The sequence below is a fragment of the Janthinobacterium sp. HH106 genome (genome assembly GCF_001758725.1).
Classification (GTDB): domain Bacteria; phylum Pseudomonadota; class Gammaproteobacteria; order Burkholderiales; family Burkholderiaceae_D; genus Janthinobacterium.
This window is the reverse complement of record NZ_LRIC01000048.1, coordinates 254,770-279,715: the sequence shown is the minus strand read 5'-3', so window position 1 is coordinate 279,715 and position 24,946 is coordinate 254,770. Positions and strand designations below refer to the sequence as shown.

Annotated in this window: 23 protein-coding genes; 10 read left to right on the top strand and 13 right to left on the bottom strand. The window is 65.5% G+C overall.

Annotation, left to right across the window (positions count from 1 at the left end):
• Positions 1-155: 155 nt before the first annotated feature.
• From JAB8_RS18825 to JAB8_RS18815, 3 genes are read right to left on the bottom strand one after another with little or no spacing between them, the layout of a single operon-like run.
• On the bottom strand, positions 156-518 hold the full coding sequence (locus JAB8_RS18825) for a hypothetical protein (protein WP_217494230.1): 363 nt from the start codon (positions 516-518) through the stop codon (positions 156-158).
• The gene (locus tag JAB8_RS18820; protein WP_070290938.1) at positions 502-1,095 is read right to left on the bottom strand and encodes an SMI1/KNR4 family protein; all 594 of its coding nucleotides are present in this window, start codon (positions 1,093-1,095) and stop codon (positions 502-504) included. Before JAB8_RS18820 ends, JAB8_RS18825 begins: the two co-directional genes overlap by 17 nt.
• 39 nt (positions 1,096-1,134) lie before the next feature.
• Entirely contained in the window at positions 1,135-2,322 is a 1,188-nt protein-coding gene (locus tag JAB8_RS18815) for an MFS transporter (RefSeq protein WP_070290937.1), read from the bottom strand.
• Positions 2,323-2,444: 122 nt separating this feature from the next.
• On the opposite strand from JAB8_RS18815, the gene JAB8_RS18810 reads away from it, so the two are divergent.
• A complete protein-coding gene (locus tag JAB8_RS18810) occupies positions 2,445-2,966 on the top strand; it encodes a MarR family transcriptional regulator (protein ID WP_070290936.1) in 522 nt (173 codons plus the stop codon).
• Here JAB8_RS18810 and JAB8_RS18805 read toward each other — a convergent pair.
• Positions 2,963-3,571: a hypothetical protein gene (locus JAB8_RS18805; protein ID WP_070290935.1), complete on the bottom strand. Its 609-nt coding sequence runs from the start codon at positions 3,569-3,571 to the stop codon at positions 2,963-2,965. The two genes, JAB8_RS18810 and JAB8_RS18805, sit on opposite strands and share 4 nt — an antisense overlap.
• Positions 3,572-3,660: 89 nt before the next feature.
• Here JAB8_RS18805 and thiL point away from each other — a divergent pair, with 89 nt between their 5' ends.
• On the top strand, positions 3,661-4,641 hold the full coding sequence (gene thiL, locus JAB8_RS18800) for a thiamine-phosphate kinase (RefSeq protein ID WP_070290934.1): 981 nt from the start codon (positions 3,661-3,663) through the stop codon (positions 4,639-4,641).
• A 1-nt stretch (position 4,642) separates the two neighbouring features.
• Here thiL and JAB8_RS18795 read toward each other — a convergent pair whose 3' ends face one another.
• The 3 genes from JAB8_RS18795 to JAB8_RS18785 are packed head-to-tail and all read right to left on the bottom strand — an operon-like array spanning position 4,643 to position 9,864.
• On the bottom strand, positions 4,643-7,219 hold the full coding sequence (locus JAB8_RS18795) for an EAL domain-containing protein (protein ID WP_070290933.1): 2,577 nt from the start codon (positions 7,217-7,219) through the stop codon (positions 4,643-4,645).
• Complete coding sequence (locus tag JAB8_RS18790; protein ID WP_070220315.1) at positions 7,216-9,246, bottom strand: ATP-binding protein; 2,031 nt, start codon at positions 9,244-9,246, stop codon at positions 7,216-7,218. Before JAB8_RS18790 ends, JAB8_RS18795 begins: the two co-directional genes overlap by 4 nt.
• Positions 9,247-9,864 (bottom strand): YfiR family protein, encoded by a 618-nt coding sequence (locus tag JAB8_RS18785; RefSeq protein ID WP_162995783.1) that lies wholly within the window; start codon positions 9,862-9,864, stop codon positions 9,247-9,249. It lies immediately after the preceding gene.
• Positions 9,865-10,087: 223 nt separating this feature from the next.
• Between JAB8_RS18785 and JAB8_RS18780 the strand changes: the two genes are divergently transcribed.
• The gene (locus JAB8_RS18780) at positions 10,088-10,570 is read left to right on the top strand and encodes a CinA family protein (protein ID WP_070290932.1); all 483 of its coding nucleotides are present in this window, start codon (positions 10,088-10,090) and stop codon (positions 10,568-10,570) included.
• Here the strand turns inward: JAB8_RS18780 and JAB8_RS18775 are convergent.
• Complete coding sequence (locus JAB8_RS18775) at positions 10,560-12,332, bottom strand: GGDEF domain-containing protein (RefSeq protein WP_070291064.1); 1,773 nt, start codon at positions 12,330-12,332, stop codon at positions 10,560-10,562. The genes JAB8_RS18780 and JAB8_RS18775 overlap by 11 nt on opposite strands.
• Positions 12,333-12,544: 212 nt before the next feature.
• On the opposite strand from JAB8_RS18775, the gene JAB8_RS18770 reads away from it, so the two are divergent.
• The 3 genes from JAB8_RS18770 (at position 12,545) to JAB8_RS18760 (ending at position 16,519) form a co-directional block, all read left to right on the top strand.
• Positions 12,545-13,273, top strand: coding sequence for a hypothetical protein (locus tag JAB8_RS18770; RefSeq protein WP_070220320.1), 729 nt, complete (start codon positions 12,545-12,547; stop codon positions 13,271-13,273).
• Positions 13,274-13,627, top strand: coding sequence for a hypothetical protein (locus JAB8_RS18765; protein WP_070220322.1), 354 nt, complete (start codon positions 13,274-13,276; stop codon positions 13,625-13,627).
• Positions 13,628-13,705: 78 nt separating this feature from the next.
• A complete protein-coding gene (locus JAB8_RS18760) occupies positions 13,706-16,519 on the top strand; it encodes a pitrilysin family protein (RefSeq protein ID WP_070290931.1) in 2,814 nt (937 codons plus the stop codon).
• A gap of 2 nt (positions 16,520-16,521) precedes the next feature.
• Here JAB8_RS18760 and JAB8_RS18755 read toward each other — a convergent pair whose 3' ends face one another.
• Both JAB8_RS18755 and JAB8_RS18750 read right to left on the bottom strand, forming a co-directional pair.
• The gene (locus tag JAB8_RS18755; RefSeq protein ID WP_070290930.1) at positions 16,522-16,923 is read right to left on the bottom strand and encodes a DUF2809 domain-containing protein; all 402 of its coding nucleotides are present in this window, start codon (positions 16,921-16,923) and stop codon (positions 16,522-16,524) included.
• Between the two features lie 89 nt (positions 16,924-17,012).
• Positions 17,013-17,918, bottom strand: coding sequence for a LysR family transcriptional regulator (locus tag JAB8_RS18750; RefSeq protein WP_070290929.1), 906 nt, complete (start codon positions 17,916-17,918; stop codon positions 17,013-17,015).
• A 99-nt stretch (positions 17,919-18,017) separates the two neighbouring features.
• Between JAB8_RS18750 and JAB8_RS18745 the strand changes: the two genes are divergently transcribed.
• Positions 18,018-19,328 (top strand): SGNH/GDSL hydrolase family protein, encoded by a 1,311-nt coding sequence (locus JAB8_RS18745; protein WP_070290928.1) that lies wholly within the window; start codon positions 18,018-18,020, stop codon positions 19,326-19,328.
• Here JAB8_RS18745 and cysK read toward each other — a convergent pair.
• The gene (cysK, locus tag JAB8_RS18740) at positions 19,289-20,221 is read right to left on the bottom strand and encodes a cysteine synthase A (protein WP_070290927.1); all 933 of its coding nucleotides are present in this window, start codon (positions 20,219-20,221) and stop codon (positions 19,289-19,291) included. The two genes, JAB8_RS18745 and cysK, sit on opposite strands and share 40 nt — an antisense overlap.
• A gap of 85 nt (positions 20,222-20,306) precedes the next feature.
• Positions 20,307-20,771, bottom strand: a complete 465-nt coding sequence (locus JAB8_RS18735) for an FKBP-type peptidyl-prolyl cis-trans isomerase (RefSeq protein ID WP_034780576.1) — start codon at positions 20,769-20,771, stop codon at positions 20,307-20,309.
• Between the two features lie 95 nt (positions 20,772-20,866).
• On the opposite strand from JAB8_RS18735, the gene thpR reads away from it, so the two are divergent.
• Positions 20,867-21,385, top strand: a complete 519-nt coding sequence (gene thpR / locus JAB8_RS18730; RefSeq protein ID WP_070290926.1) for an RNA 2',3'-cyclic phosphodiesterase — start codon at positions 20,867-20,869, stop codon at positions 21,383-21,385.
• 10 nt (positions 21,386-21,395) lie between these two features.
• Here thpR and JAB8_RS18725 read toward each other — a convergent pair whose 3' ends face one another.
• Positions 21,396-22,247, bottom strand: coding sequence for a tRNA threonylcarbamoyladenosine dehydratase (locus JAB8_RS18725; RefSeq protein ID WP_070290925.1), 852 nt, complete (start codon positions 22,245-22,247; stop codon positions 21,396-21,398).
• Positions 22,248-22,360: 113 nt separating this feature from the next.
• On the opposite strand from JAB8_RS18725, the gene pdxH reads away from it, so the two are divergent.
• The gene (gene pdxH, locus JAB8_RS18720) at positions 22,361-23,569 is read left to right on the top strand and encodes a pyridoxamine 5'-phosphate oxidase (RefSeq protein ID WP_070290924.1); all 1,209 of its coding nucleotides are present in this window, start codon (positions 22,361-22,363) and stop codon (positions 23,567-23,569) included.
• A 127-nt stretch (positions 23,570-23,696) separates the two neighbouring features.
• Positions 23,697-24,932 (top strand): cyclopropane-fatty-acyl-phospholipid synthase family protein, encoded by a 1,236-nt coding sequence (locus JAB8_RS18715; protein ID WP_070290923.1) that lies wholly within the window; start codon positions 23,697-23,699, stop codon positions 24,930-24,932.
• The last annotated feature ends 14 nt before the right edge of the window (positions 24,933-24,946 follow it).

Sequence of the window (24,946 nt, the reverse complement as noted above, 5' to 3'; positions counted from 1 at the left end):
TATCAGACCGATTCTTTCAATTAGCTAGGTATTTTCCGCTAGCCACAGTCTGATATCACGAAAACGCATAACCTAGCATTGTAAGGCCGTCCGGCGGCACAAACGTCCTGAACAGGAAAAACTATCAAATTTTAGATTTCAATTAGTTTTTATGATCAGTCGCCGGGAGCACGCCACAGCGGCAGCGCGGCGACGGCGCGCTCGAGATCGTCCATGTCGTCGTCACCCAGGCTGGTGTCAAATGGGGCGGACAGGATGCGGCGCATCAGGGCCAGGCGCGTCGTCGCTTGCTCCTCGTCGATGAAGCGCGTCGTCTCCGCGCAATACCGGGCGCGGCGCAGGGCATCGGCGCCGTCATCGTCGCCGTCGGGATAATAATGGCGGCCGATGTTATGGAGCGATATCAACAAAAATTCGATCTCGCGCAGGATGCGCAGCGCATCCTCGCCGGACAGCACGATGCGGCGGTTGGCGGGCAGCAGGGACGGCGGCGCGGCGCGCTTATTCGAAATTGTCATCGATCAGGAAGCCGTAATCGTCATCGATCAGCATTTGCAGATACGCGTCGAAGCTGTCGGCGATGACCTGGTAGTTGTCGGGATCGTGCAGGAAGCGCACGACCTGCCCCACCTTGCCCGACGCCGTGGGCGTGAAATCGACATACAGGCGCGAGGAGCCGCCATTGTTCATGCAATGCGAAAAGCACAGGCGCTGGCCCTGCTGGATGCCCGCGTCGATGCGGGTGTCGACGATGCCGGGGTCGTCTTCCAGGTAATGGCCGTAGATATCGGCGATGCTGCGCTGGTTCGCTTGCCGGTCTTCCAGGATCTGTTCGACGGAACTCAGGTAATACGGATACTCGAACACGTCCGAGCCCAGCATGTACACCAGCACCATGCCGCCGGGATACTCCTGGTAATAGGTGCCGTTGTACTGGCCCAGCAGGCGCAGCAGGCTGTCCGGGCACAGCGGATAGGCCTGGCGCAAGCTGGCCAGTTGCATCGCGCTGGCGCCGCTGGCCAGCGCCAGCTCCGCCAGCGGCTCGGGCGGCATGGCCTGGCGCAAGCCGGCTAAATAGTGGTCGACGATGTTCATAGCCGAAATATATCAGCTGGCCGATACGCCATGCGCACGCTAGCGCGCACCGGCCAGCCGCGCCCCCGGCGCGAAGCGCACGGCGATCAGCAGCAACAGCACGACGCCCCCGGCCATCACCATCCACGCCTGGGCCAGGCTGGACGAATGCTGGCGGATCAGGCCGGCGATGAAGGGCATGCTGCTGGCGATGATGTAGCCGCCGCCCTGCACGAAACCGAGCAAGGCGCCGGCGCCTGCCGGGTCACGCACGTGGTCCATGCTGACGATCAGCGACAGGGGAAACAGGGAGCCGATGCCGCAACCGAGCAGGATCACGGCGGGAATGGCCAGTTGCGCGGGCGCCACGATCAGGCAAGCCAGGCCGGCCAGCACGGCCAGCAGTACCGACAGCAGCAGGATGCGGCGGTCGGGGAAGCGGTGGATGATGCTGGAAATCGCCAGTCCCGCCAGCACTTCCACCAGGGTCAGGCCACCGAGCAGCAAGCCGCTGTCGGCGGCGCTCCAGCCCAGTTCCGTGTAAAACGGCGGCAGCCAGGCCAGCACCAGGGTATAGGCGCCCGTGCCGATGCCAAAGAACACCATCAGCAGCCAGGCGCGGCGGCTGCCCACGGGCAGGCTGGCACCCGCGCCGCCGGTCACCTCCACGCGCGAGGCGGCGGCGCGGCGCCACAGCAGCGCGGCGGCCACGGCGGGCAGCGCCCACAGGGCCAGCAGCGCTTGCCAGCCCCAGCTTTGCGCCAAGGGCGAAGCGGAGGCGGCCGCGATGGCCGCGCCGCCCATGATGCCGGTCGTATAAAAACCCATCAACTGGCCCGCCCGCTCGGGGAAATGGCGCTTGATAAAGGCCGGCAACAAGGCTTGTACCAGCGCGATGCCCAGGCCGCCCAGAGCCGCCGTGGCGATCAGGCCGCCGCTGCCGTGCAGGGGCCAGCGCAGCGCGCAGGCGGCAGCGATGATGGCGATGCCGATCCCGATGCCGCGCACCACGCCCAGACGGCGCTGCAGCTGCGCGCCCGCCAGCGCGCACACGCCCATGGCGAACACGGGCACGGTGGTCAGCAAGCCCGCGTCGGCATTGCTGAGGCCCGTGCTGGCCTGGATGCTGTCGAGCAAGGGGCCGATGGCGGCCAGGATGGGGCGCAAATTCAGGCCCAGCAGGATGATTGCGGCCACCAGCAGGGCGGACGAGGGCAGCGGAGAAGAGACGGGGCGTTCAACAGGCATGGCAGAGTAGTCCTTGCCTCGCAGGGAGGCACATGGTTTAATGCGTGACATAATCACTTGATGAAAAGTATCTTAACATAAAGATAGAAATCTATCTTGATGTCGAGATAAATGCCTACGCCATGACGGATACCCCGCAAGAACACGCGCGCGCGCAATTTGCCGCCGCACAATGGCAGCGCGAGCTGCCGCAGATGGATACGCGCGCCATGCAGCTGGTGGGACAGTTGGGCACGGTGGCGCAGCTGATGGCGCGCGACTGGCTCAATCCCCTGTTCGCCGAACACGGCTTGCAGCCGGGCGAATTCGACGTGCTGGCGACATTGCGCCGCTCGGGCGCGCCCTACAGCCTGACGCCGACGGCCCTGTACGAGGCGGCCATGCTGTCCTCGGGCGGCATGACCAACCGCATCGACCGGCTGGAAGCGGCCGGCCTGATCGAACGGCAGAAGCACCCGACGGATCGGCGCGGCGTGCTGGTGGCCCTCACGCCCCAGGGACTGGCCTTGATTGAAAAGCTGGTGCTGCTGCACGTGGAGAACGAGCGCGCCATGCTGTCGGCCTTGAGCGCGGACGAGCAGCGCCAGCTCGACCAGTTGCTGGCCAAGCTGCTGCACGGCATGGCGCAGGCGAAGAAGAGCTAAGCAGCGAGCAGCTGCGCCAGCTCGCGCAGCGCTGCACTGCCGCGCCGGGCCAGGCGCTGCAGGTCGGCAGGGTCGCGGCTGTCGTACAGGGCCTGGACATGGCCCACGCTGGCCGCGCGCAAGTCGATATCGCTGTCGCGGTCTGGAAGCTCGGCGTCGGCCACGTGCCCCTCGACCAGGGTCAGATAGTAATGGCGGGGCTTGCCGCGCAAATTGGCGGCAAACTGCAGCACCAGGCCGCTGTCGAACAGCAGGGCGCCGCTGCGGCCGCCCTGCTCCAGCAGCACGCGAAACGCGGGCAAGGGCTGCCGCGCCGCGCGCAGGAAACCGGCCAGGTGCACCTGGTAACCGAGGTCCAGTCCATTCGCGCCCAGCTGGCCGCGCTGCAGATACGCCTTGAACGACGCCTGCACGGGCCGCTTGCCCCTGCGGAACAGGCGCTCATCCTCGTACAGGCACAGCTGACCACCGTCGCTGATGGCGTCGAAGCCATGTGCTACCAGCTCCTGCGCCTCGAAGGTGGCCAGGCCGACGGCTTGCGGGTCGCGCAGCCAGCCGTGATCGAGCCAGGATTGCAGTAGAACGTGAATATCGGAAAGGGGCATGGCAAGTTGCTCGGCAATGACAAAGGCCTGTATTGTAGGCCAGCCTATAATAGCCGGGCCACACCATCACTCAACGAACAGACCACGCCATGGCCCCACACGACGCGCTTTCCGAATTCGACCTGATCAAACACTATTTCGTGCGCCAGCGCCCCGGCCGCGCCACCTTGGGCATCGGCGACGATTGCGCGCTGATGACGCCAGCGGCCGGCAAGCAGATCGCCATCTCGTCGGACATGCTGGTCGAGGACCGGCACTTCTTTGCCGGCGCCGACGCCCGCATGCTCGGCCACAAAAGCCTGGCCGTGAACCTGTCCGACCTGGCCGCCATGGGCGCGCGCCCCGTGGCATTCACGTTGGCCCTGGCGCTGCCGCAAGCGGAACGCGCCTGGCTGGCCGGCTTTGCCGAAGGCCTGTTCGCGCTGGCCGACGCCTTTGATTGCGAACTCATCGGCGGCGACACCACCAAGGGTCCCTTAAATATCTGCATCACCGTGTTTGGCGAACTGGCGCCGGGCCAGGCCCTGCGCCGCAGCGCGGCCGTGGCGGGCGACGACATCTGGGTCAGCGGCACCCTGGGCGACGCGCGCCTGGCGCTGGCCGGCTACCGCATGGAACAGGAATTGTCGCCAGCCGACCTGGCCACTGCAGGCGCACGCATGCACACACCGACGCCGCGCGTGGCGCTCGGTTGCGCGCTGGCAGAAGCGGGCCTCGCGCATGCGGCCATCGACATTTCGGACGGCCTGGTCGGCGACCTCGGTCACATCTTGAAAGCGTCGCGCGTGGGCGCCACGCTCGACGTCGACGCCCTGCCGGCCGGCCCCGTGCTGGCGCGGCAGGAAACAGGCCTGCGCCGCCGCTACACGGCCGCCGGCGGCGACGACTATGAACTGTGCTTCACGGCGCCCGCATCGTCGCGCGACGCCATCGCCGCACTGGCGATCAGCTGCGGCACGCCCGCCACGCGCGTGGGCCGCATCGAGACGCAAGCAGGCTTGCGGCTGGTGGATGCGGCCGGACAGCCGCTGGATTTACAACTAAGCTCGTTCGACCACTTCAGCGACTGAGCTAGCGCACCGCCACGCGCGCCAGCCCCGGCTGGTTCACCATCCAATAGTGCTGGAAGGCCAGGCGGATGTTGTCGCGCAGCTGGGTGTCATCCCACGGCTTCGTATAAAAACGGTAGATGGCGCCCCGGTTGATCGAGTCGAGCACCGCTTCCAGGCCCGTGTAGCCGGACAGGATGATGCGGATGGTTTCCGGGTACAGCTCTTTTACTTTGCTGAGGAATTCCGTGCCGCTCATGCTGGGCATGCGCTGATCGCAGACGATGACGTGCACCCGGTGCAGGGCCAGCATCTCGAATCCTTCGGCCGGCGTGCTGGCCGTGAGGATCTGGTAGCCCTCGGGACGGAACAGGCGGTGCAGCGACGACAGCACGTTGACGTCGTCGTCGACGATGAGCAGGGTTTGCGCCGGCTGGGCGGCCGGGTCGTGGCCAGGCGGCAGGCCGGCGCCCGCGGCGATCATCTGCCCCAGTTCCAGCGCCGGCAGGGCGCGGCTGAAATAAAAGCCCTGGATTTCGTCGCAGCGGTTGCGCCGCAGGTATTCGAGCTGCGGGCGCGACTCCACGCCCTCGGCCACCACGCTCAGTTTCAGGCTGTGCGCCATGCTGACGATGGCCAGCGCGATGGCCGCGTCGTTCGGGTTGCTGGTGATGTTGCGCACGAAGGCGATGTCGATTTTCAGCTTGTCGATGGGGAAGCGCTGCAGATACGCGAGGCTCGAGTAACCGGTGCCGAAATCGTCGATGGCCACCTTCACGCCGATCTTCTTCAATTTTCCCAGCACGACGATGGTGCGCTCGGCGTTCGACATCAGCGCCGTTTCCGTCAGTTCCAGTTCCAGCAGCTCGGGCGCCACGTTGTGCCGTGTCAGCGCGCGCGTCACTTCGCCTTCCAGGTCGCCTTCGGCAAACTGGCGGCTCGACACGTTCACGGCCACGTGCACGGGGCCCACTTCGCTGTCGCGCCACTCGGCGATCTGGCGGCAGGCGGCCTGGATCACCCAGGCGCCCACGCGCACGATCAGGCCCGTGTCTTCCAGCACGGGCACGAATTCGGCCGGCGCCACCAGGCCGTAGCCGGGGCGGCGCCAGCGCAGCAGCGCTTCCACGCCGCTGATGCGGCCCGTGCGCAAATCCACCTTCGGCTGGTAATACAGGATGAATTGCTCGTGTTCGAGCGCATGGCGCAGCGCCAGTTCCAGGTCCAGGCGCGCCAGCACCTGCACGTTCATGCCGGCCGTGAAAAAGCGGTAGCCGTCGCGGCCCGCCTGCTTGGCGCCGCCCATGGCCGTATTCGCGTACTTGATCAGCGTTTCCGGGTCGGTGGCGTCGTCCGGATACATGGCGATGCCGATGCTGGCCGTCAGGGTGGCCGCGTGGCCGCGCAAGTCGAACGGCGCGCGCAGGGCTTCGCGCACCTGGTTGGCCACGGCCACGGCTTCCTGCTGGTTACGGCTCATGGTCAGTATCAGCGCGAATTCGTCGTTGCCCAGGCGCCCCACCGTGTCGCGCAGGCGCACGCATTCGACCAGGCGGTTGCTGAACTGGCGCAGCAGTTCGTCGCCCAGCGCCGCGCCCAGGGTGTCGTTGATGCTTTTGAAGCGGTCCAGCGCGATGAACAGCACCACGATGCGCCAGCTTTTTTCCTGCGCCAGTTCGACGGCCTGGGCCAGGGTCTGGTAGAACAGGCTGCGGTTCGGCAGGCCCGTCAAGCCGTCGTAATGGGCCAGGTGTTTCAGGCGCTCCTGCGCCTGGCGCCGCTCGCTGATGTCGCGCGCCACGGCGATCAGCAGCAGGCCGCCCGCAGCCTGCCCGCCCATCACGGGCGCCTGCGCATACCAGTGCCAGCCCAGTTCCACGGGTATCAAGCTCAGGTCGCGCCGCACCAGTTCGCATTCCGTCACTTCCGTGGCCAGGTGGGCCGGGCCGCCCGGCAGCGCGGCCAGCGGCGGGGCCGGCGGCGACGGCAGCAGGCTGCCGGGCGCCAGCGCCAGCAGTTCGGCGCGCGCATAGCCGAGCAGGCGGCACGCGCCGTCGTTGACGTCGACCAGGGTCATGCCCAGCACGTCGACGAGGAAGATGGCGTCCGTGGTGGCGTCCATGGCGCCGCGAAAGCGCTGCAGTTCGGCCGTGCGCTGGCTCACCGTGCGTTCGAGCAAGGTGTTGTAGTGGCGCGCGGCGCGGTGCAGCAGCCGCACTTCAAGCATGTTGCGGATGCGCGTGAGCACTTCGAGCGCGTCGAAGGGCTTGCTGATGAAGTCGCGCGCGCCCGCTTCCAGCGCCGCCAGTTTGGCGTCCGGGTCGGCGGCGATCACCAGCACGGGCAGATAGCCTTCCCGCTCCAGCGGACGCAAGGCATCCATCACCTCATAGCCGCTCATGCCGGGCATCACCAGGTCGAGGATGATCAGGTCGAACTGGTGCCGCTGGTGCAGGCCGGCCACGGCGCGCGCGTCGAGGGTGCTGCTGATGGCCGTGTAGCCGCCGCTTTGCAGCAAATGCTCGAGCAGGCGCAAATTGACGTCCTGGTCGTCGACGATGAGAATTTTCGCCGCATAGATATCGGCCTGGCTGATCATGGCGCGCCTGTTCCCTTCTGCCGGCGCTGCTGCGCCACATAGGCCAGGGTGCTGTTGATCGCCTCGGTAAATTCATCGAGGTTGATCGGCTTGGTCAGGTAGCGGTAAAAGCCCAGCGCCATGCTGCGCTCGACGTCGCCCGGCATGGCGTTGGCCGTCAGGGCGATGACGGGAATGTGCGCCGTGCGGGGGTCGGCGCGCAGCAGCTTCAGCGCTTCCGTGCCGTTCACGTGCGGCAGATTGATGTCCATCAGGATCAGCTGCGGCAGGTGCGTGCGCGCCATTTCCACGCCCAGGCGGCCATCCGTGGCCGTCAGCAGCTGCAATTGCGGGCAGTAGCGGACGATTTCCTCGACCAGGGTCAGGTTGGCGGGATTGTCTTCCACGTACAGCAAGGTCACGGGGGCGCTGTGATCGAGCAGCGCCCCGGCCAGGTCGGGCCGCGGCAAGGCCAGCAGGTCGGGTGCGGGCAAGGCGTCGACCACGCGCAGCTCGATCCAGAAGGTGCTGCCCTCGCCGGGCGCGCTGCTCACGCCGATGCTGCCATCCATCAGCTCCACCAGGCGCTTGGTGACCACCAGGCCGATGCCGCTGCCTTCTTCCGTGCCGCCCTCCTGCCCCAGCCGGTTGAAGGGCTGGAACAGCAGCGCCACCTGTTCGCCGTCCAGGCCCACGCCCGTATCGCGCACGCTGATGCGCACCCGTCCGTCCGCCTGCGGCGCGCAATCGATGGCCACCTGTCCCTGCTCGCGGTTGTACTTGAGCGCATTCGACAGCAGGTTCAACAGAATCTGCTTGAGGCGCGTGCGGTCGGCCAGCACGTTCAGGGGGCAAGCGTCGGGAAAGGTCATGCCGATGCCGCGCTGGCTGGCCAGCGGCGCGATCATGTCGCGGCACTCCTGCAAGATGGCGTCCAGGCCCACCGGTTCGAGCGACAGGCTGACGGTGCCCGATTCCACCTTCGCCAGGTCGAGGATTTCATTGATCAAGGTCAGCAGGTGGCGCCCCGATTTCAGGATATGCCCGGCGAACTCCTTCTTTTGCTCCAGGGTCGACGGCAGGCGGTCGGAACTGAGGATTTGCGCGAAGCCCAGGATGGCGTTGAGCGGCGTGCGCAATTCATGGCTCATCGACGACAAAAACGCCGACTTGGCATAGTTGGCGCTGCGCGCCTCTTCCATCGCCATGGCCAGTTCGCCATTCGTCATTTCCAGCTGCATCGTGCGCTCGTGCACGCGTACTTCCAGCTCCTGGTTCAGGCGCATGACTTCCTGCTGCGCCTGGGTGCGCTGCTCGCCCTCGCGCGCCAGCTCGCCGTTCGAGCGCTCCAGCGCCTGCGTGCGCAGCTCGATCTCGGCCAGCATCTTGTTGAAGGAATCGACCAGCTGCGCCACCTCGTCGACGCTGAGCTTGCGCGCGCGGCGCGAGTAGTCGCCCGTCTCGATCACTTCGCGCGCCACGTCGGCGATGTCGAGGATGGGCTGCGTGATGACGAAATCGAGGCGGCGCAGCAGCAGCAAGGCCACCAGCAGCGCCAGCACCGTCACGCCCAGCGCGATGGCCAGGTAATCGGCCGTGCGGCCTGCCAGTTCGTAATCGGCGCGCAGATACACGGTGCCCAGCAGCTCGCCATTGTCGACGATGGGCTTGAACAATTCGACGGATTTGCCCGCGATGCTGACGCCTTCCTTGCCCGCCTTCGCCGGCAGCTCGCCCAAGCGTTCATTCGCGCGGTAGCTGGCAAACAGGCTGCCGTCGGCCTTGTACAGGGCGCCGGCCGTCACGCGCGGGCGGATGCGCATCAGATTGAGGTTTTCCAGCGCCAGGCGCTCGTCGTCGAAGGCCAGCGCGGCCGAACTCATGTGCCCGAGCAGTTCGGCCTGGGTACTGATGTCGGCCACCAGATTGCGGTGGTAGGCGCGCAAGTCGTAGGCGACGATGGTGCCCAGCGAAATGACGAGCGCCACCAGGGTGGTCAGCAAGACCACCGACATCAGCTTGTGACGGATGGAACGCAGTCGTATCATCTAGGCGCCTCCCGTCTGCACGCGGTAGGCGGCCAGCAGCATGCGTGCGCTGATGCGGATATGCGCCTGCGCCACGGGTTTCAGCGCCACGTCGAAGCGCACCTTGTCTTCGGCCATCACAAAATTGATCATGCTGCCCATCGCGTAGACCTCATCCGAATCGGACACCGTCAGCAACGCCAGGCCACGGCTGGCGGCCAGCATTTCCTGCAGCGCCATTTTATCCAGCGCGCCCAGGTACAGCACGTGCAGCCCGGCCAGCGCGTCGCCGCGGCGCACTTTTTTCACCTGCACGGCGCGGCCGTTGACGCTGTGCCCGGCCACGCTCTGTTCGAGCTGCTCGGCCAGCGCATCGGCGCCCGCCACGCCGATCACCAGCGGGGAGTCGGGCCGGGCAAAGCTGCCGTCGGGCCACTCGACATAGCCGGCAAACTTGTACAGATATCCGGCCTTGACCTGGCGTTCCAGCTCCCCCGGCACCTGCGCCCGCGCATCGGCGCACAGCACGCCCAGGAGCAGCATTAGCCAGCCCCAGCGCAGGGAGCGGCGAGCAGCGCCGCGCACAGGGCGGCGCAGGGGGCCAGGATGACGCCACCAGGTCCAGTTCAGAATTGCCATGACAACCGAGTAAAGATAATGCATATGAAGGCGCGGCACCATGCCGCCTGCCTGTTCGAGCGATGCGCACCAGGGTGGCGCAGCGACAGAGCGCCTGCCGGCCCGAAGTGGTAGCAAATGTATAAAAGAGTGTACGCATTTTCGCTGTGACCGGGGAAAGTTTCTTTTACCGTCGGCCATGCTACAGTCTTGCCACCATTTTCACCGCACACAGGAGCCATCCATGAGCAAGGAACTCGTCCCCCTCTCCACCGCCGTCGGCCTGGCCTTGCAGGCGAAAGGCCTGCTGCTGGCCACGGCCGAATCGTGCACGGGCGGCGGCGTGGCGCAGGCCGTCACCGATATCTCGGGCTCGAGCGCCTGGTTCGAACGGGGCTTCGTCACCTATTCCAACGGGGCCAAGACCAGCATGCTGGACGTGCCCGCCGAACTGATCGCCGCACACGGCGCCGTCAGCGAGGAAGTGGCGGCCGCCATGGCGCAAGGCACTCTGGCCCACAGCGAAGCCCAGGTGGCCGTCTCGACCACGGGCATCGCCGGCCCCACGGGCGGCGTGCCGGGCAAGCCCGTCGGCACCGTCTGCTTCGGCTGGGCCATGGACGGGCGCGTGCAGACGCAGCGGCTGGTGTTCGCGGGCGACCGGCAAGCCGTGCGCGAGCAGGCGGTGGCGCACGCCTTGCGGGAACTGCTGCGTTTTATTCAGTAGCGCCGGCGATGCAGGCGCGGTCGCGGCCCGCCTGCTTGGCCGCGTACAGGGCGCTGTCGGCGCGCATCAGCAATTCATGGCGGCCGGCGCCGTGGCGCGGATATTCGGCAATGCCGGCTGAAAAGGTGCAGCCCGTCAAGCTGTGCGGCGCCTGCTGGATCAGCAGCTGGCGGTAGCGCGCGGCGATATCGTCGATCTTGTGCGCGGCGATGAGGCTGTCGGCTTCGCGCAACAGCAGGCAGAATTCCTCGCCGCCATAGCGGCACACCATGTCGCTGCCGCGCAGCTGGCCTTCCACCAGGCGCGCGAACTGGATCAGCACTTCGTCGCCAAAATTATGCCCGTAGGTGTCGTTGACGCGCTTGAAGAAATCCAGGTCGATGATGGCGATGGCCACGGGCGCATCCGCGTCGGCCTCGTGCAGGATGGCATTGAGGCAGGTTTCGAAATGGCGGCGGTTGTACAAGCCCGTCAGGTGGTCGCGCATGGCCTGCTCCTTCAGGCTGTCCTGCAGGGAATTGACGTGCAGGATCTGGTGCGCCAGTTCACGGTTCAGGTGCTCGAGCTTGACGTTTTCCGATTCGCGCGCCGCCTGCAGCTCCAGCGCCTTGTCGCGCTCGGCCTTCAGGCTGTGCATTTCCTTTTCCAGGTTGCGCATCAGGCTGCGCGAGGCGCGCGCCGACTTGCTGCTGGCCTCGTACGCGGCCTGGTATTGCTGCAGGAAACCGTACGCGGTTTGCCATTCGCCCAGCTGGGAATTGATGTCGGCCAGGCCGCGCAGGATCTGTTGCTGGTGAAACGGATTGCGCGTCCAGCTCAGCAGGCTGTGCGCCTGCGTCAGGGACGCCAGCGCCTGCGCCGTCTGGCCCGCGTGCAGGTCCAGCTTGCCGCGCACCAGCCATGCATGCATCTGCTCCTCCAGGTCCTGGCCCCGGCGCGCATAGTCTTCGGCCCGCAGCAGCAATTGCAAGGCCTTCTCGGGCTGGCGCAGCAGGATGGCGGCATGGGCGGCGATGCAGAACAGGAAGGCGCGCACGGCCAGGTCTTCTTCCGGCCACTCGTAAAACGGCTCGACCAGCGCCAGCGCCTCGGCCGGCTTGCCGGTGGCTAATAAACACATGGCCAGGTTGGCCGAAACGATGGTTTGCTGGTATTTGAGCTTTTGCGTGCCGATGATGTCGAGCGCCTCGACCAGCAGGGGGATGGCGTCTTCATCGTTGCCCAGGTCATGCTGCGACGACGCCAGGTTCGACAGGCTGTTGACCCGGTGCGCGGGGCTGCCGAAACGCTCGGCGATGTCGAGCGCCAGCAGGAAATTGCGCGGGCCGTCCTGCGTATCGCCACGGTTCAGGGCATCGACGCCCAGGCGCGCGTACAGCATGAACTTGTGCAGCGAGTCGGGGATCTGCGCGGCCTGGCTGCGCGCCTGCAGGAAATGCTGCTCGGCATCGGCAAAGTCGCCGCGCCGGCTCGCGTACGCGCCCTGCAGGGCGGCCACTTCCATGCCGCCTTCCAGGTCGCAGGTGTGCTTGAAATAGTCGCGCAGACGCTCGCACGACGGCTCCGTTTCGCCCGCATAATAGGACAGCCAGCAATGATTGAGTTCCGCATATGCGCCGCCGCGCGCATACTGTTGCCGTTGCGCCGCCGCCAGCGCCATCTGCGCCAGCCGGCGTGCCTGGCGGCGGTTGCCGATCAGGCAGGACAGGGCTTGCTGATTCAAACGGTCAATGTCGGCTTTATCGAGACTGGAGATCGGCACTGCGTCCTCGTTCACACTCTGGGGTGCATTTTTCACACAAAACTTGCTTTGTATCAATGGTATCCTGATTAACATCATAACCAGATTCGCGCGCGCGCATGGCATCTTTGCAAAGGATTGTGGTAAAAATGCCAGTCGTGGCCTGCCCGGGCGCCAGCGCCGCTGTCACGGATCTTTGATTGTCACTGACGCAACAACTTGGAGTAGTCGCAATGCAAAACACGGTACATTTCATCCTGCAGGGCAAGGGCGGCATCGGCAAGACCCTCGTCTCGACCCTGCTGGCCCAGTGGATAGGCGGCAAGGACGACACGCCGCTGCGCTGCTACGACACCGATCAGGAAAACGCCACGTTCTCGCGCTACAAGGCGATGAACGTCAAGCATGTGCCCGTGATGACGGATGCGCGCAACATCGATCCGAAACGCTTCGACGCGCTGATGATCGACATCCTCGACACGGACGGCAACTGCGTGATCGACAATGGCGCGAACACGTTTTCGCCGCTGATGGGCTACCTGCTGGAAAACGACTGTTTTTCGCTGCTGGAAGAATCGGGCCGCAAGGTGTACATCCACACCATCGTCGGCGGCGGCGACACCCTGCACGACACGGCTACGGGTTTTGTCGCGACGGCCCAAGCGACGAAGGTGCCGCTGGTGCTGTGGCAAAACGAACACTTCGGCCTGCTGCAATCGGCGTCCGGCAAGCAATTCGTCGAATCGCAGTCGTATGCCGACAACCGCGCGCGCGTAAAAGGCAGCATCACTTTGAGCCAGCGCAACCCCGACACCTTCGGCGCGGACGTCAAGAAAATGAACACGGCGCGCCTGACGATGCAGGAAGTGCTGCAGAACGACAAGTTCAACATCATGGAAAAGCAGCGCATCAAGGTCGTCTACCGCGACATCTTCGAACAGCTCGACAAGGTGCAGTGGTAGATGGACCGGCACACTCTGCGCAGCCACGTGTTCGACAAGACGGGCATCAAGGTCGACGTCGACGACCCGATATTCGCCCTCGTGGCGCTGAACGAAGCCGTGCTGGCGGACACCGTCGAGCGCCAGCTGGCCCTGCTGGACGCCGCCACGCAGGCGCTGGCGGCGCAGGCGCGCGCCACGGGCGGCTTGCCGCCCGAACCGGCCGCAGCCATGCCGCAGCCCATGCAGCAAGCGCCCGGGCCTGTCCCCCTTTTTACGCCGCGCGAATGGCGTTTGCTGGGCGCGGCGGCCATCGTCTCGCTCGCCTGCGCGCTGCTGGTGCTGGGCGGCGCGGCCCTGCTGTATCAACCGTAGCACCGACCGTAGCACCATCGCGCTGGGCCAGCCACGAGCGGGCCGCAGCGTCTTCCCCACCCTAGCCTGGAAGCATGCATGAAACCGATCAAATTGCTGGCCATTCCCGCCCTGATGCTGTCGCTGTACGGCGCCCCGCTCACGCTCGCCCACGCCGCCGGCGCCGCTGCCGCGACGGCAGCCACGGCCGTGCCCAATGTCGCCTACGAAAAATACACCTTGCCGAACGGCCTCGACGTGATCCTCGTGGAAGACCATAAATTGCCCGTCACGGCCGTCAACATCTGGTACCACGTGGGACCGGCGAATGAAGCGCCGGGCCTGACGGGCTTTGCCCATCTGTTCGAGCACATGATGTTTGCCGCCACCAAGCACGTGCCGCGCGGCATGGCCGACCAGTTGCTCGAAGGCGCGGGCGCCACCGATTCGAACGGCAGCACGGATTTTGACCGCACCAATTATTTCGACACGGTGCCGTCGAACCAGCTGGAACTGGCCCTGTGGGCCCATTCCGACCGCATGGGCTATCTGCTCGACGTCCTCGACCAGACGGCGCTGACGAACCAGCAGGACGTGGTGCGCAACGAGCGCCGCCAGAGCGTGGAAAACGCGCCCTACGGCATCGTGCAGGAAGCCCTGTACCACCAGCTGTTCCCGAAGAGCCACCCGTATTACGCCAGCGTCATCGGTTCGCACGCGGACATCCAGAACGCGAAACTGGCCGACATCAAGGAATTCTTCACCAAATACTATGGTCCCAACAATGCCAGCCTGGTGATCGCGGGCGACATCGACAAGGCCAAGACCAAGGAACTGGTCAATAAATACTTCGGCAGCTTCAAGAGCGGCCCCGCCGTGGCCAAGCCCGACGTCGTGACGCCGCCCATCACGCAGGAGCGCCGCATCGTGGTGCAGGACCGGGTCGAGCTGCCGCGCGTCTTCATGGCCTGGCTGACGCCGTCCGCCTATGCCAAGGACGATGCGGAACTGTCGATGGCCGCGCAGATACTGGCCGGCGGCAAGTCCAGCCGTTTATATAAATCGCTGGTGTACGACAAGCAGATCGCGCAGGACGTGGGCGCCAACCAGAGCTCGAACGCCCTCACCTCCGTGTTCACCCTCGACGTGACGGCGCGCCCCGGCCACCAGCCCGAGGAAATCGAGCAAGCCATGCAGGCGGAGCTGGAGCAATTGCGCGCCCAGGGGCCCAGCGAGAAGGAAATCGAACGGGCCCGCAACAGCATCGAAACAGCCATGCTGAGCCAGGTGGAAAAAGTGGGTGGCAATGCCAACATGATGAACCAGTACAACCAGTACCTGGGCGACCCCGGCTACCTGGGCAAGGATATCGAGCGCTACCGCCAGGTGACGGCGGCCGGCGTGCAGCGCGCCGTCGACACCTACCTGAAAAACCAGGCGCGCGTGGTCGTGTATGGAGTACCGGGCAAGCCGGACCTGGGTCCGGAAGTGGCGACGCCGGCGCCGGGCAAGGTCAAGCCGGCGCCAGGCACGGCCATCAACGCGGACGAGCCATGGCGCAACGCGGTGCCGAAGGCCGGTCCCGCGCCGAAGATCGTGCTGCCGCAAGCGACCTCCTTCACCCTGAGCAATGGCTTGACCGTGATCCACAACTACAACCCGGCCGTGCCGCTCGTGTCCAGCCAGCTGGTCATCAAGAGCGGTTCGGGCGCCAATCCGCTGGCGCAGCCGGGCTTGTCGGGCTTTACGGCGCAATTGCTGCAGGAAGGGACCAGTACGCGCAGCGCGCCGCAGATAGCCGATGACGTGGCGCAACTCGGTGCTTTTCTGGGCACGGGTTCCGGCGCTGATGCCTCGTTCGCCCAGCTGACGTCGCTGAAAACCACCTTCCCGCAAGCGCTCGACGTGCTGGCCGACGTGGTCCAGCACCCGCAATTCCCGCAAGAAGAGGTGGAACGCCAGCGCGCCAGCCGCATCGGCGAACTGGCGCAGCAGCGCGAAAACGCGGCGGCCGTGGCGGCCCGCGTGGAAGCGGCCGCCCTGTACGGTCCGCAGCATCCGTACGGCACCATCCAGCTGGGCACGGAAGCGGCCCTGAAAGCCACCAGCCGCGCCGACCTGCAGGCGTTCTGGCAGCAGCATTACGTGCCCAACAATGCGGCGCTGATCGTCTCGGGCGACATCGATGCGGCGCAATTGAAGGCACTGGCCGAAGCCAAGTTCGGCGGCTGGAAGGCGGGTACGGTGGCGCCGTCCGTGACGGCGGCGCCGGCCACGACGAAAGCCAGGCTGATCCTCGTCGACAAGCCGGGCGCGCCGCAGACGGCCGTGCGCCTGTCGACCATCGCCGTGGCCCGCGCGACACCCGACTATGCGCCGCTGCAAGTGATGAACGCGGCGCTGGGCGGCTTGTTTACGAGTCGGCTAAGCAATAACCTGCGCGAAGAGAAGGGCTACACGTATGGCGTGCGCTCGCAATTCCAGTACCGCAGCCAGCCGGGACCGTTCTCGATCGCGGCCGGCGTGCGCACCGACGTGACGGGCGCGGCCGTGTCGGAAACCTTCAAGGAAATCCGCGCCATGATGGCCAAACCCTTGACGGCCAAGGAATTGTCGAATGCGCGCAATTCGCAGGTGCTGTCCCTGCCGGGCCAGTTCGAGACGAATGCCAGCATCAGCGCCAGCATGGCCAACACGTATATCTACGGCCTGGGCCTCGACTATTACGCGACCTTGCCGCAGCGCTTTGCGGGTGTGACGGACAAGCAGGTGCAGCAGGTGGCCAAAAAATACCTGCAGCCGGAAAAGCTGATCGTCATCGGCGTGGGCGACCGGGCGAAGATCGCGCCGCAGTTGAGCAAGCTGAAACTGGCGCCCGTGGAACTGCGCGATGCGGAGGGTAACGTCAAATAAGACTAGCGGCGCTTGAACAGCGCCAGCTTGTCGATGAACGCCGCCACGGCCACCCCGGCCGTGTAGGCGATCAAATCACCCCAGCCGAAGGTGGAACCGAGCACCAGGTGCCCCAGCGGATGCGCGCGCAGCGCGACGAGCCAGGGCATCTGGACCAGCTGGCCGAATTCCACGGCAAAGCAGATCAGCAGCGCAGTCAGCGCCAGCTGCCACGTGCGCATGCGCGTGGCGAAGATACCCAGCGCAAAGACGATCATCATGGCCCACAGGGCGTCGCCCGGATACTTGCCGAGCGCGGCGGGGAGGAATTGGGGATAGGCGCGCGAGGCCAGGCCCAGCGCGATGACAGCCACGGTTGCGCCCACCTGCAGCAGGCGGCGGCGTTCAGGTTTTACCAGGAACATATTTCCATTCAAAGGCACAATACGGGCCGAACCATTGCGGCCCGTCCGATATTGTACTGCGCGGCCGTGTCCGCCTGCAGCCTATCGCATCAAGCCAGGTCGACATGCTGCGCCAGAAAGTCGAGAAAAACGCGCACGCGCAGCGGCACGTGCCCGCCCTGCCCCACGAAGACGGCATGCACGTCTTCGCTGTCGCCGGGGTTGAACGCTTCCAGCACGGCCTGCAATCGGCCCGCCGCGATATCGGCGCGCACCTGGAACGCCGCCAGGCGCGCCAGTCCCAGTCCCGCCAGCGCCAGTTGCCGCAAGGCTTCGCCATCGCTGGCCTGCGCATTGCCAACGACGGGCACGACGATGTCGCCCTCGGGCAGGCGCAGCGGCCAGCCCGAGCGGGCGCGCGCGTAATTGGCGTCGAGCAGATTGTGCGACGCCAGCTCGGCCGGCGCCCGCGGCGTGCCGCGCCGCGCCAGATAGGCGGGCGATGCCACGATCGCCATGCGCGTCTGGCCCAGCTTGCGCGCCAGCAAGTTGGAGCTTTTCAGGGGACCGGCCCGCACGGCCACGTCCGTGCGCTGCTCGAGGATATCGACCACGGTATCGGTCAGCACGATGTCGAGCGTCACCTCGGGATAGCGCTCGAGAAAAAGCGGCGCCAGCGGCAGCAGAAAATGCTGGCCGAACGGCACGTTCGCATTCACCCTGATCTTGCCGCGCGGCACATCCTGCACGCCCGCGCAGCGCTCCACCTCGTCCAGCGCCGCCAGCACCTGCCTGCCCCGTTCATACAGGCCGCAGCCTTCGGCCGTCAGCTGCAGCTGACGCGTGGAGCGGTTCAGCAGGCGCGCGCCCAGGCGCTCTTCCAGCCGAGACACGAGCTTGCTGACGGCCGACGGCGTCATGCCGCAGGCGCGCGCGGCGGCGGAAAAGCCGCCCAGCTCGACCACGCGCACAAACACCTCCAGCTCGCCGGAACGGTTCACTTCCAGTCTGGTCATTGTGAATTCAACTCATAAATGTTCTTCGATGGGATAGTCTAGTACATAAATGGCTTTGCTTTCATCATGCGCACATTCCCCTTGATAAAGCGAGCCGCCATGCAACGACATTCCCTCCTCCCCGCCGCCCTGCTGAGCCTGGCATTCAGCGCCAGCCCGCTCCAGGCCGCCAACGCCGAACCTGCACCAGCCCCCGTCTCCACTTGGCTGGCCAGCTGGACGGCCGGTCCGCAAGCCGTGTGGGGCAGCGACTTTGTGCTTCCCGCCAACGTGCCCGCCGTGCTGCACGGACAGACCGTGCGCCAGGTGGCGCGCCTCAGCGTGGGCGGCCCGCGCGTGCGCATCGTGCTGTCGAATGCCTACGGCAAGGTGCCGCAGCGCATCGGCGCGGCCACCGTGGCCCTGGCCGCTTCCGGTTCGGCCATCGAAGCGGGCAGCCTGCGCACGCTGACGTTTTCCGGCCAGCCGGCGGCCACCATGGCGCCGGGCGCGCCGCTCGTCAGCGACCCCATCGACCTGTCCGTGCCGGACCTGGCGCGCCTGACGGTGAGCGTGCACCTGCCGCAGCCCAGCGCGACTGCCACGTTTCACTGGGATGGCCGCGAGACGGCGTGGATTGCGCCGCAGGACCAGACGCGCTCCCTCCGCATCGATGACGCACCCGGCGTGCAGACCACCACGGCGCGCCTTTTACTGAGTGCCATCGACGTGGAGGCGGCGCCGGGGGCGCAAGCGGTGGCCATCCTCGGCGACTCGATCACCGATGGCGCCAGCGCCAGCCTGGGGATCAATGCGCGCTGGCCCGATTTCCTGGCCGAACGCCTAGCGCCGCACGGCGTGGCCGTGATCAATGCGGGCATTTCCGGTGGACGGCTGTTGTCCGACGGCATGGGAGAGAACGCCCTGGCCCGCTTCGAGCGCGACGTGCTGGCGCAGCCCGGTGTGCGCACGGTCGTCGTCTTGTTGGGGATCAATGACATCAGCTGGCCCGGCACGGCGTTCGCGCCTCGGGCACAAAGACCGACACTGGAAGAATTAAGCAGCGGCTACGCGCAGCTGGTGGCCCAGGCGCGCAGCCGCGGCGTGCGCGTCATCGGCGCCACTGTGATGCCGTTCGCAGGCGCCCTGCCCGGCACGCCATTGAGCGACTACTATCAAAAGGAAAAAGATGCGCTGCGCCAGCAATTGAACGCGTGGATACGCACCAGCGGCCTGTTTGACGCCGTGCTCGACTTCGACGCACTGGCGCGCGACCCCGCCCATCCGCTGCGCCTGCTGCCCGCCTACGACTCGGGCGACCATCTGCACCCGGGCGACGCGGGCAACCGGGCGCTGGCGGAAGGCATAGACCTGCCGCTGCTGTTGAACGGTCAGTCGCCCAGGCCCGCGTACAAGGCCGTGCTCAGGTAGCGTTCGCCGAACGACGGGATGATGGTGACGATGGTCTTGCCCGCGTTTTCCGGGCGGCGCGCCACTTGCAGGGCGGCCCACAGGGCGGCGCCCGACGAGATGCCGACCAGCAAGCCTTCATCGCTGGCGGCCAGGCGCGCCGTGGCGAAGGCGTCGTCGTTCTTGACGCAAATGATTTCGTCGTAGATGGTCGTGTTCAGTATCTGCGGCACGAAACCGGCGCCGATGCCCTGGATCGGATGCGGCCCCTTGGTACCCTTCGACAGCATCGGCGACGCTTCCGGTTCCACGGCGATCACTTGCAGGCCGGGCTTGCGCTCCTTCAACACTTCACCGATGCCGGTAATCGTGCCGCCCGTGCCTACGCCGGCGACGACGATGTCGACTTGCCCCTCCGTGTCGCGCCAGATTTCCTCGGCCGTCGTGGCGCGGTGGATGGCGGGGTTGGCGGGATTATTAAATTGCTGCAACATCAGATAGCGCGGGTCGGCCGCCACCATTTCCTCGGCCTTGCGGATGGCGCCCAGCATGCCTTCGCTGCCGGGCGTGAGCACCAGCTCGGCGCCGTAGGCGCGCAGCAGGATGCGCCGTTCGCGGCTCATGGTATCGGGCATGACGAGGGTACAGCGGTAGCCGCGCGCGGCGCAGACCATGGCCAGCGCAATGCCCGTGTTGCCGCTGGTGGGCTCGACGATGACGGTATCGGGATGGATCTTGCCTGCGGCTTCCGCGGCGACGATCATGGACAGGCCGATGCGGTCCTTGACGCTGTGCGCGGGATTGTAGAATTCGAGTTTGGCCAGGATGGTGGCCACACTGCCGGCGGCGATGCGGTTGATGCGCACCAGGGGGGTGTTGCCGATCAGTTCAGTGACGTCGTTGGCGATGTTCATGGGAGTCTCCACAGCAATTACAGAAGAATCCAGTCTACCGCGTTTTGGCGGCAGCGCGAGCATGCGCCGCCGCCAAACTGAACAATTACTTAACGTCCAGCAGTTCCACGTCGAAGATCAGTGCCGAGTTCGGCGGAATGTCGCCATTGCCGGCACCGCGCGGGCCGTAAGCCAGTTCGCCTGGAATGATCAGGGTGCGCTTGCCGCCCACTTTCATGCCGGCCACGCCCTGGTCCCAGCCCTTGATGACCATGCCCTTGCCCAGCGGGAAGTCGAACGGGCCACGGCCCACGGAGCTGTCGAACTTCTTGCCGCGCGAATCTTTCGCCAGGGGACGATACAGCCAGCCCGTGTAGTGCACGGTGACGTTGCTGCCGGCGGACGCTTCCTTGCCCGTGCCGACCTTGTTGTCGATCAGAATCAATTTATCGGCGACAGGGCCAGGGCTCAGCGAGACGGCCGAGGCGGGAACAGGCGCCGGCGCCTGTGCCTGCGCCAGCGACGCGGCGACGGAGCAGATCAGGGCAAACAAAACGGAGCTACGCGTCATGATGTATTCTTTCAGTGAGTTTCGGTGAGATCCCTGCCAATGCGAGTGGGCAGGGAACGCCAATCATAGCAAACCGCCGCAACGATAGGAAAAACTTGTCGCCCGATACCCATTGCCCCCGCCTGTTTTACGCGCTGTGGCCCGACGCGGCCACGCGCGCGGCGCTGGCCGCCTGGCAGGCGCGCCTGCAAGGCAAACCCGTGCGCGCGGACAAGTTGCACCTGACCCTGGCCTTCCTGGGCCAGCACCCGGCCAGCGACCTGCCGGCCCTGCTGGCTATCTTGGCACAATTGCCGGCGCGCCCCATGCCCTTGCTGTTCGATCACGCCAGCCACTTCACGCAGCTGGCGCTGGCCTGGGCCGCCCTGGCGCAGCCCTCGCCGGCCCTGCTGGACTTGCGCGCGGCCTGCATGCGCGCGCTGGCGCAACAGGGGTTGGCGCCCCGCTTCGAGCACGACCGTTTTACGCCGCACGTGACCCTGGCGCGCCAGGCGCCGCCGCCGGCTAGCCAGGACTTCGCGCCCATCGCCTGGCAGGCGGATGAACTGGTGCTGGTGGAATCGCTGAAAAGCAACGGCGACTACCGCATCCTGGCCAGCCGCAAACTGACTTAAGCGGCGTGGCTTAGGCGGCGTCCGGCACTGGCACTGAAGCAGGTTTGTCCTGGCGCAAGCTTTTCAGCGCATGGGCGGCCGCCACCATGCCGAAGCTGGCCGTCACCACCACGCTGGAACCGAAGCCGGCACAGTTCAGGCCCGTGACGCCGGCAGGCGCGCTGCCATCGATGGCGCACGCTTCCGCGCTCTCTGGCGTGCTCAACGGCTCCATGGAAAACACGGCATCGACATTGAATTTGTTTTTCACGCCACGGGGGAAACCATATTCGGTGCGCAACAGTTTTCGTACTCTCTTGAGCAGCGGTTCCTGCTCCGTCTTCGACAAATCGCGCACGGCGATCAGTGTCGGATCCGTCTGCCCGCCCGCGCTGCCGATGGTCAGCATGGGGATGTTGCGCGCGCGGCAATACGCGATCACGGCTGCTTTCGCCTTGGCATTGTCGATGGCGTCGACCAGGTAGTCGAAATCGCGTCCGCCCAGCAACTGCTCCAGGTTATCGGGGGTGATGAAATCCTCGATCTGCGTGACCTGGCACAAGGGGTTGATCAGTTCGATGCGTTCGGCCAGGGCCGTGATCTTGGCCTTGCCGATGGTGTCGCTCATGGCCTGGATCTGGCGGTTGATGTTCGATTCGGCAACATTGTCGAGGTCGATCAGGGTCAGGCGGCCGACGGCGCTGCGCGCCAGCGCTTCGACGATCCAGGAACCGACGCCGCCCACGCCGATCACACACACGTGGGCCGCGCGAAAACGTTCCAGCGCGGGGGCGCCGTACAGGCGGGCTATGCCGCCGAAACGCCGTTCAAAATCGATCTCGGTCAAGTCCATGGAAATTAGTTCATTGGTGGAGGTATGCATGGCGCCATTTTAACGGACACTGCGCTGGCGGATATTCTAAAATAGCCGAATTGACACAGCGACAAGCTCCGTTTGTCGCCGCGCCCCCACACCGTTCACCACGAGAACTCGCCATGACCGCTCCCCTGTTCGACTCCGTTCCCGGCTTTGACCAGCCCATCGCCGTGCTCAAGCATTGCCACGACAAGATCCGCAAGCAACTGACGACCCTGCAAAACCTGCTGGCCCACCTGGTGCAGCATGGCAACACGGCGGACGCGCAGCAGGCGGCCAAGGCGGTGTTGCAATATTTCAATAAGGCCGCCCATCTGCACCATGACGATGAAGAGCAAGACCTGATGCCCATGCTGCAGGCCACGGCCACGGGCGACGATGCGGCCCTGCTGGTGACCCTGGTGCCGGAAATCCTGGCCGACCACCAGCGCATGGACCAGGCCTGGCTGACCCTGCGCCCGGAACTGGACGCCATCGCGGCCGGCACGGGCGTGCAACTGTCCGCCCATGGCGTGCGCGACTATGTGGCCGCCTACCAGGCCCACATGAGCAAGGAAGAGGGCCAGCTGGCACCGATGGCCAAGCGCCTGTTCAGTGCGCAACAGATGGAGCAGCTGGGCACGGCCATGCAGCGCCGCCGCGGCATCGCTCCCGAGGCGCCCGCAACGGCAGCCCAGCCGGACGCGGCCGCCATGCTGGCGGCCATGCGCACCGATTACGTGCAATCGAGCCTGAGCGAGACGGATGTGCTGGCCGATCCCATCGCCCAGTTCCAGAAATGGTTTGCCGAGGCCGTCAAAGCCCAGGTGCTGGAGCCGAACGCCATGAGCTTGTCCACCGTCAGTGCCGACGGCAAGCCCAGCTCGCGCATCGTGCTGATCAAGCAGTTCGACGAGCGTGGCTTTACCTGGTACACGAATTACCAGAGCGACAAGGGCCAGCAGCTCGAACACAACCCGCACGCCGCCCTGCTGTTCTTCTGGGGCGAGCTGGAGCGGCAAGTGCGCATCGAGGGCACGGTGGTGAAAACCACGGCCGCCGAGAGCGACGAGTATTTCAATGTACGCCCCGTGCAAAGCCGCTTGTCGGCGATTGCCTCGCAGCAAAGCGCCCCTATCGCCGACCGTGCCGCACTGGAAAGCAATTACGAGGCCGTGGTGGCCGCCGTCGGCGACGCGCCACCGCCGCGCCCGGCCCACTGGGGCGGCTACCGTTTGCAGCCGGAACGCATCGAATTCTGGCAGGGGCGCCGTTCGCGCTTCCACGACCGCATCGTGTTTACACGCGGTGCTGACGGGCAATGGAGCATGCAACGCTTGCAACCATAAGCAGGACAGTCAAGGCGGCGCAAAGCAAGCTGGTCAATATCGGTGTAGGCTATGAGGGTAGAAGTTACTAAATGACATTGTTTCTCAATTTGCGGCCGCAACAGCGGCCGCTTCATTGGAGGCTATTTTGTTTGTACAAAACCAACTCAAGTCCTGGATTGCCGGTATCCGCAGCAAGACTGCCTTGCCGCTGCGCATAGAATTGTGGAATGGCCAGCATGTCGACCTGTCCAGCGAAACGCCCACAGTCACCATCCGCCTGCCGACCGTCGCCTCGGCCCGCTATCTGCTGAACCCCTCGCTGGCCAACCTGGGTTCGGCCTATGTGGAAGGCAATATCGAAGTCAAGGGCACGGCCCAGGACATGATTGCCATCTGTAATGCCCTGGCGCGCAACACCTTGAAACCGGAAGGCAAGCTGGCCCGCATCGTGCGCAGCTTTACGCACGACAAGAGCAAGGATGCCGAAGCCATCCGCTACCATTATGACGTGTCGAATGCCTTCTACGAGCAATTCCTCGACCCCGCCCTCGTGTATTCCTGCGCCTATTTCGAACACGGCGATGAAACGCTGGCGCAGGCGCAAGTCAAGAAGATCGACCATATCCTGAAGAAAATCCAGCTGCAACCGGGCCAGACCCTGCTCGACATCGGCTGCGGCTGGGGCGCGCTCGTCATGCGTGCCGCCCAACAATATGGCGCCCGCTGCGTGGGCGTCACCCTGTCGGAAAACCAGTACGCGCTGGCGCGCGAGCGCGTGGCGGCGGCCGGCCTGGCCCACCTGATCGACATCCGCCTGCAAGACTACCGCGACGTGACGGGCCAGTTCGACCGCATCACCAGCGTGGGCATGTTCGAGCACGTGGGCTTGAAACATTTGCCCGATTATTTTTCCATCATCAACAAGCTGCTGGCGCCGGACGGCATGGCGATGAACCATGGCATCACCTCGACCGACCCGGAGAATGGCGAAACGCCGTATGGCGGCGGGGAATTCATCGAAAAATATGTGTTTCCGCACGGCGAACTGGCCCATATCGGCAATGTCCTGAAAACCATGCAGCAAGGGGGGCTGGAAGTGCTGGACGTGGAAAACCTGCGGCGCCACTATGCGCGCACCTGCGCCCTGTGGACGGAAAATTTCGAAGCCCATGCCGAGCAGATCCGTCCGTTGGCGGGCGAGCGGCGCTTCCGCATCTGGCACGTCTACCTGGCCGGCTGCGCCTATGCCTTTGAGCAAGATTTGATCAGCCTGTACCAGATCGTCTGCGTGAAGGCGGGCCGGCGCTCCTCCACCCTGCCCTGGTCGCGCAACTACATGTATGCGCAGGACGCCAGGCCGGCGCCCCTGCTGGCGACCTGATCCTGATGCCCACG

Coding starts and splice junctions, on each gene's coding strand:
- JAB8_RS18765 (WP_070220322.1), top strand. CDS start 13,274: ATGGACCGGCACACTCTGCGCAGCCACGTGTTCGACAAGACGGGCATC.
- JAB8_RS18805 (WP_070290935.1), bottom strand. CDS start 3,571: ATGCCCCTTTCCGATATTCACGTTCTACTGCAATCCTGGCTCGATCAC.
- JAB8_RS18825 (WP_217494230.1), bottom strand. CDS start 518: ATGACAATTTCGAATAAGCGCGCCGCGCCGCCGTCCCTGCTGCCCGCC.
- JAB8_RS18760 (WP_070290931.1), top strand. CDS start 13,706: ATGAAACCGATCAAATTGCTGGCCATTCCCGCCCTGATGCTGTCGCTG.
- cysK (WP_070290927.1), bottom strand. CDS start 20,221: ATGAACATCGCCAACGACGTCACTGAACTGATCGGCAACACCCCCCTG.
- JAB8_RS18785 (WP_162995783.1), bottom strand. CDS start 9,864: ATGGCAATTCTGAACTGGACCTGGTGGCGTCATCCTGGCCCCCTGCGC.
- JAB8_RS18725 (WP_070290925.1), bottom strand. CDS start 22,247: ATGCATACCTCCACCAATGAACTAATTTCCATGGACTTGACCGAGATC.
- JAB8_RS18750 (WP_070290929.1), bottom strand. CDS start 17,918: ATGACCAGACTGGAAGTGAACCGTTCCGGCGAGCTGGAGGTGTTTGTG.
- JAB8_RS18745 (WP_070290928.1), top strand. CDS start 18,018: ATGCAACGACATTCCCTCCTCCCCGCCGCCCTGCTGAGCCTGGCATTC.
- pdxH (WP_070290924.1), top strand. CDS start 22,361: ATGACCGCTCCCCTGTTCGACTCCGTTCCCGGCTTTGACCAGCCCATC.
- JAB8_RS18790 (WP_070220315.1), bottom strand. CDS start 9,246: ATGATACGACTGCGTTCCATCCGTCACAAGCTGATGTCGGTGGTCTTG.
- JAB8_RS18770 (WP_070220320.1), top strand. CDS start 12,545: ATGCAAAACACGGTACATTTCATCCTGCAGGGCAAGGGCGGCATCGGC.
- JAB8_RS18735 (WP_034780576.1), bottom strand. CDS start 20,771: ATGACGCGTAGCTCCGTTTTGTTTGCCCTGATCTGCTCCGTCGCCGCG.
- JAB8_RS18755 (WP_070290930.1), bottom strand. CDS start 16,923: ATGTTCCTGGTAAAACCTGAACGCCGCCGCCTGCTGCAGGTGGGCGCA.
- JAB8_RS18780 (WP_070290932.1), top strand. CDS start 10,088: ATGAGCAAGGAACTCGTCCCCCTCTCCACCGCCGTCGGCCTGGCCTTG.
- JAB8_RS18810 (WP_070290936.1), top strand. CDS start 2,445: ATGACGGATACCCCGCAAGAACACGCGCGCGCGCAATTTGCCGCCGCA.
- thiL (WP_070290934.1), top strand. CDS start 3,661: ATGGCCCCACACGACGCGCTTTCCGAATTCGACCTGATCAAACACTAT.
- JAB8_RS18795 (WP_070290933.1), bottom strand. CDS start 7,219: ATGATCAGCCAGGCCGATATCTATGCGGCGAAAATTCTCATCGTCGAC.
- JAB8_RS18820 (WP_070290938.1), bottom strand. CDS start 1,095: ATGAACATCGTCGACCACTATTTAGCCGGCTTGCGCCAGGCCATGCCG.
- JAB8_RS18815 (WP_070290937.1), bottom strand. CDS start 2,322: ATGCCTGTTGAACGCCCCGTCTCTTCTCCGCTGCCCTCGTCCGCCCTG.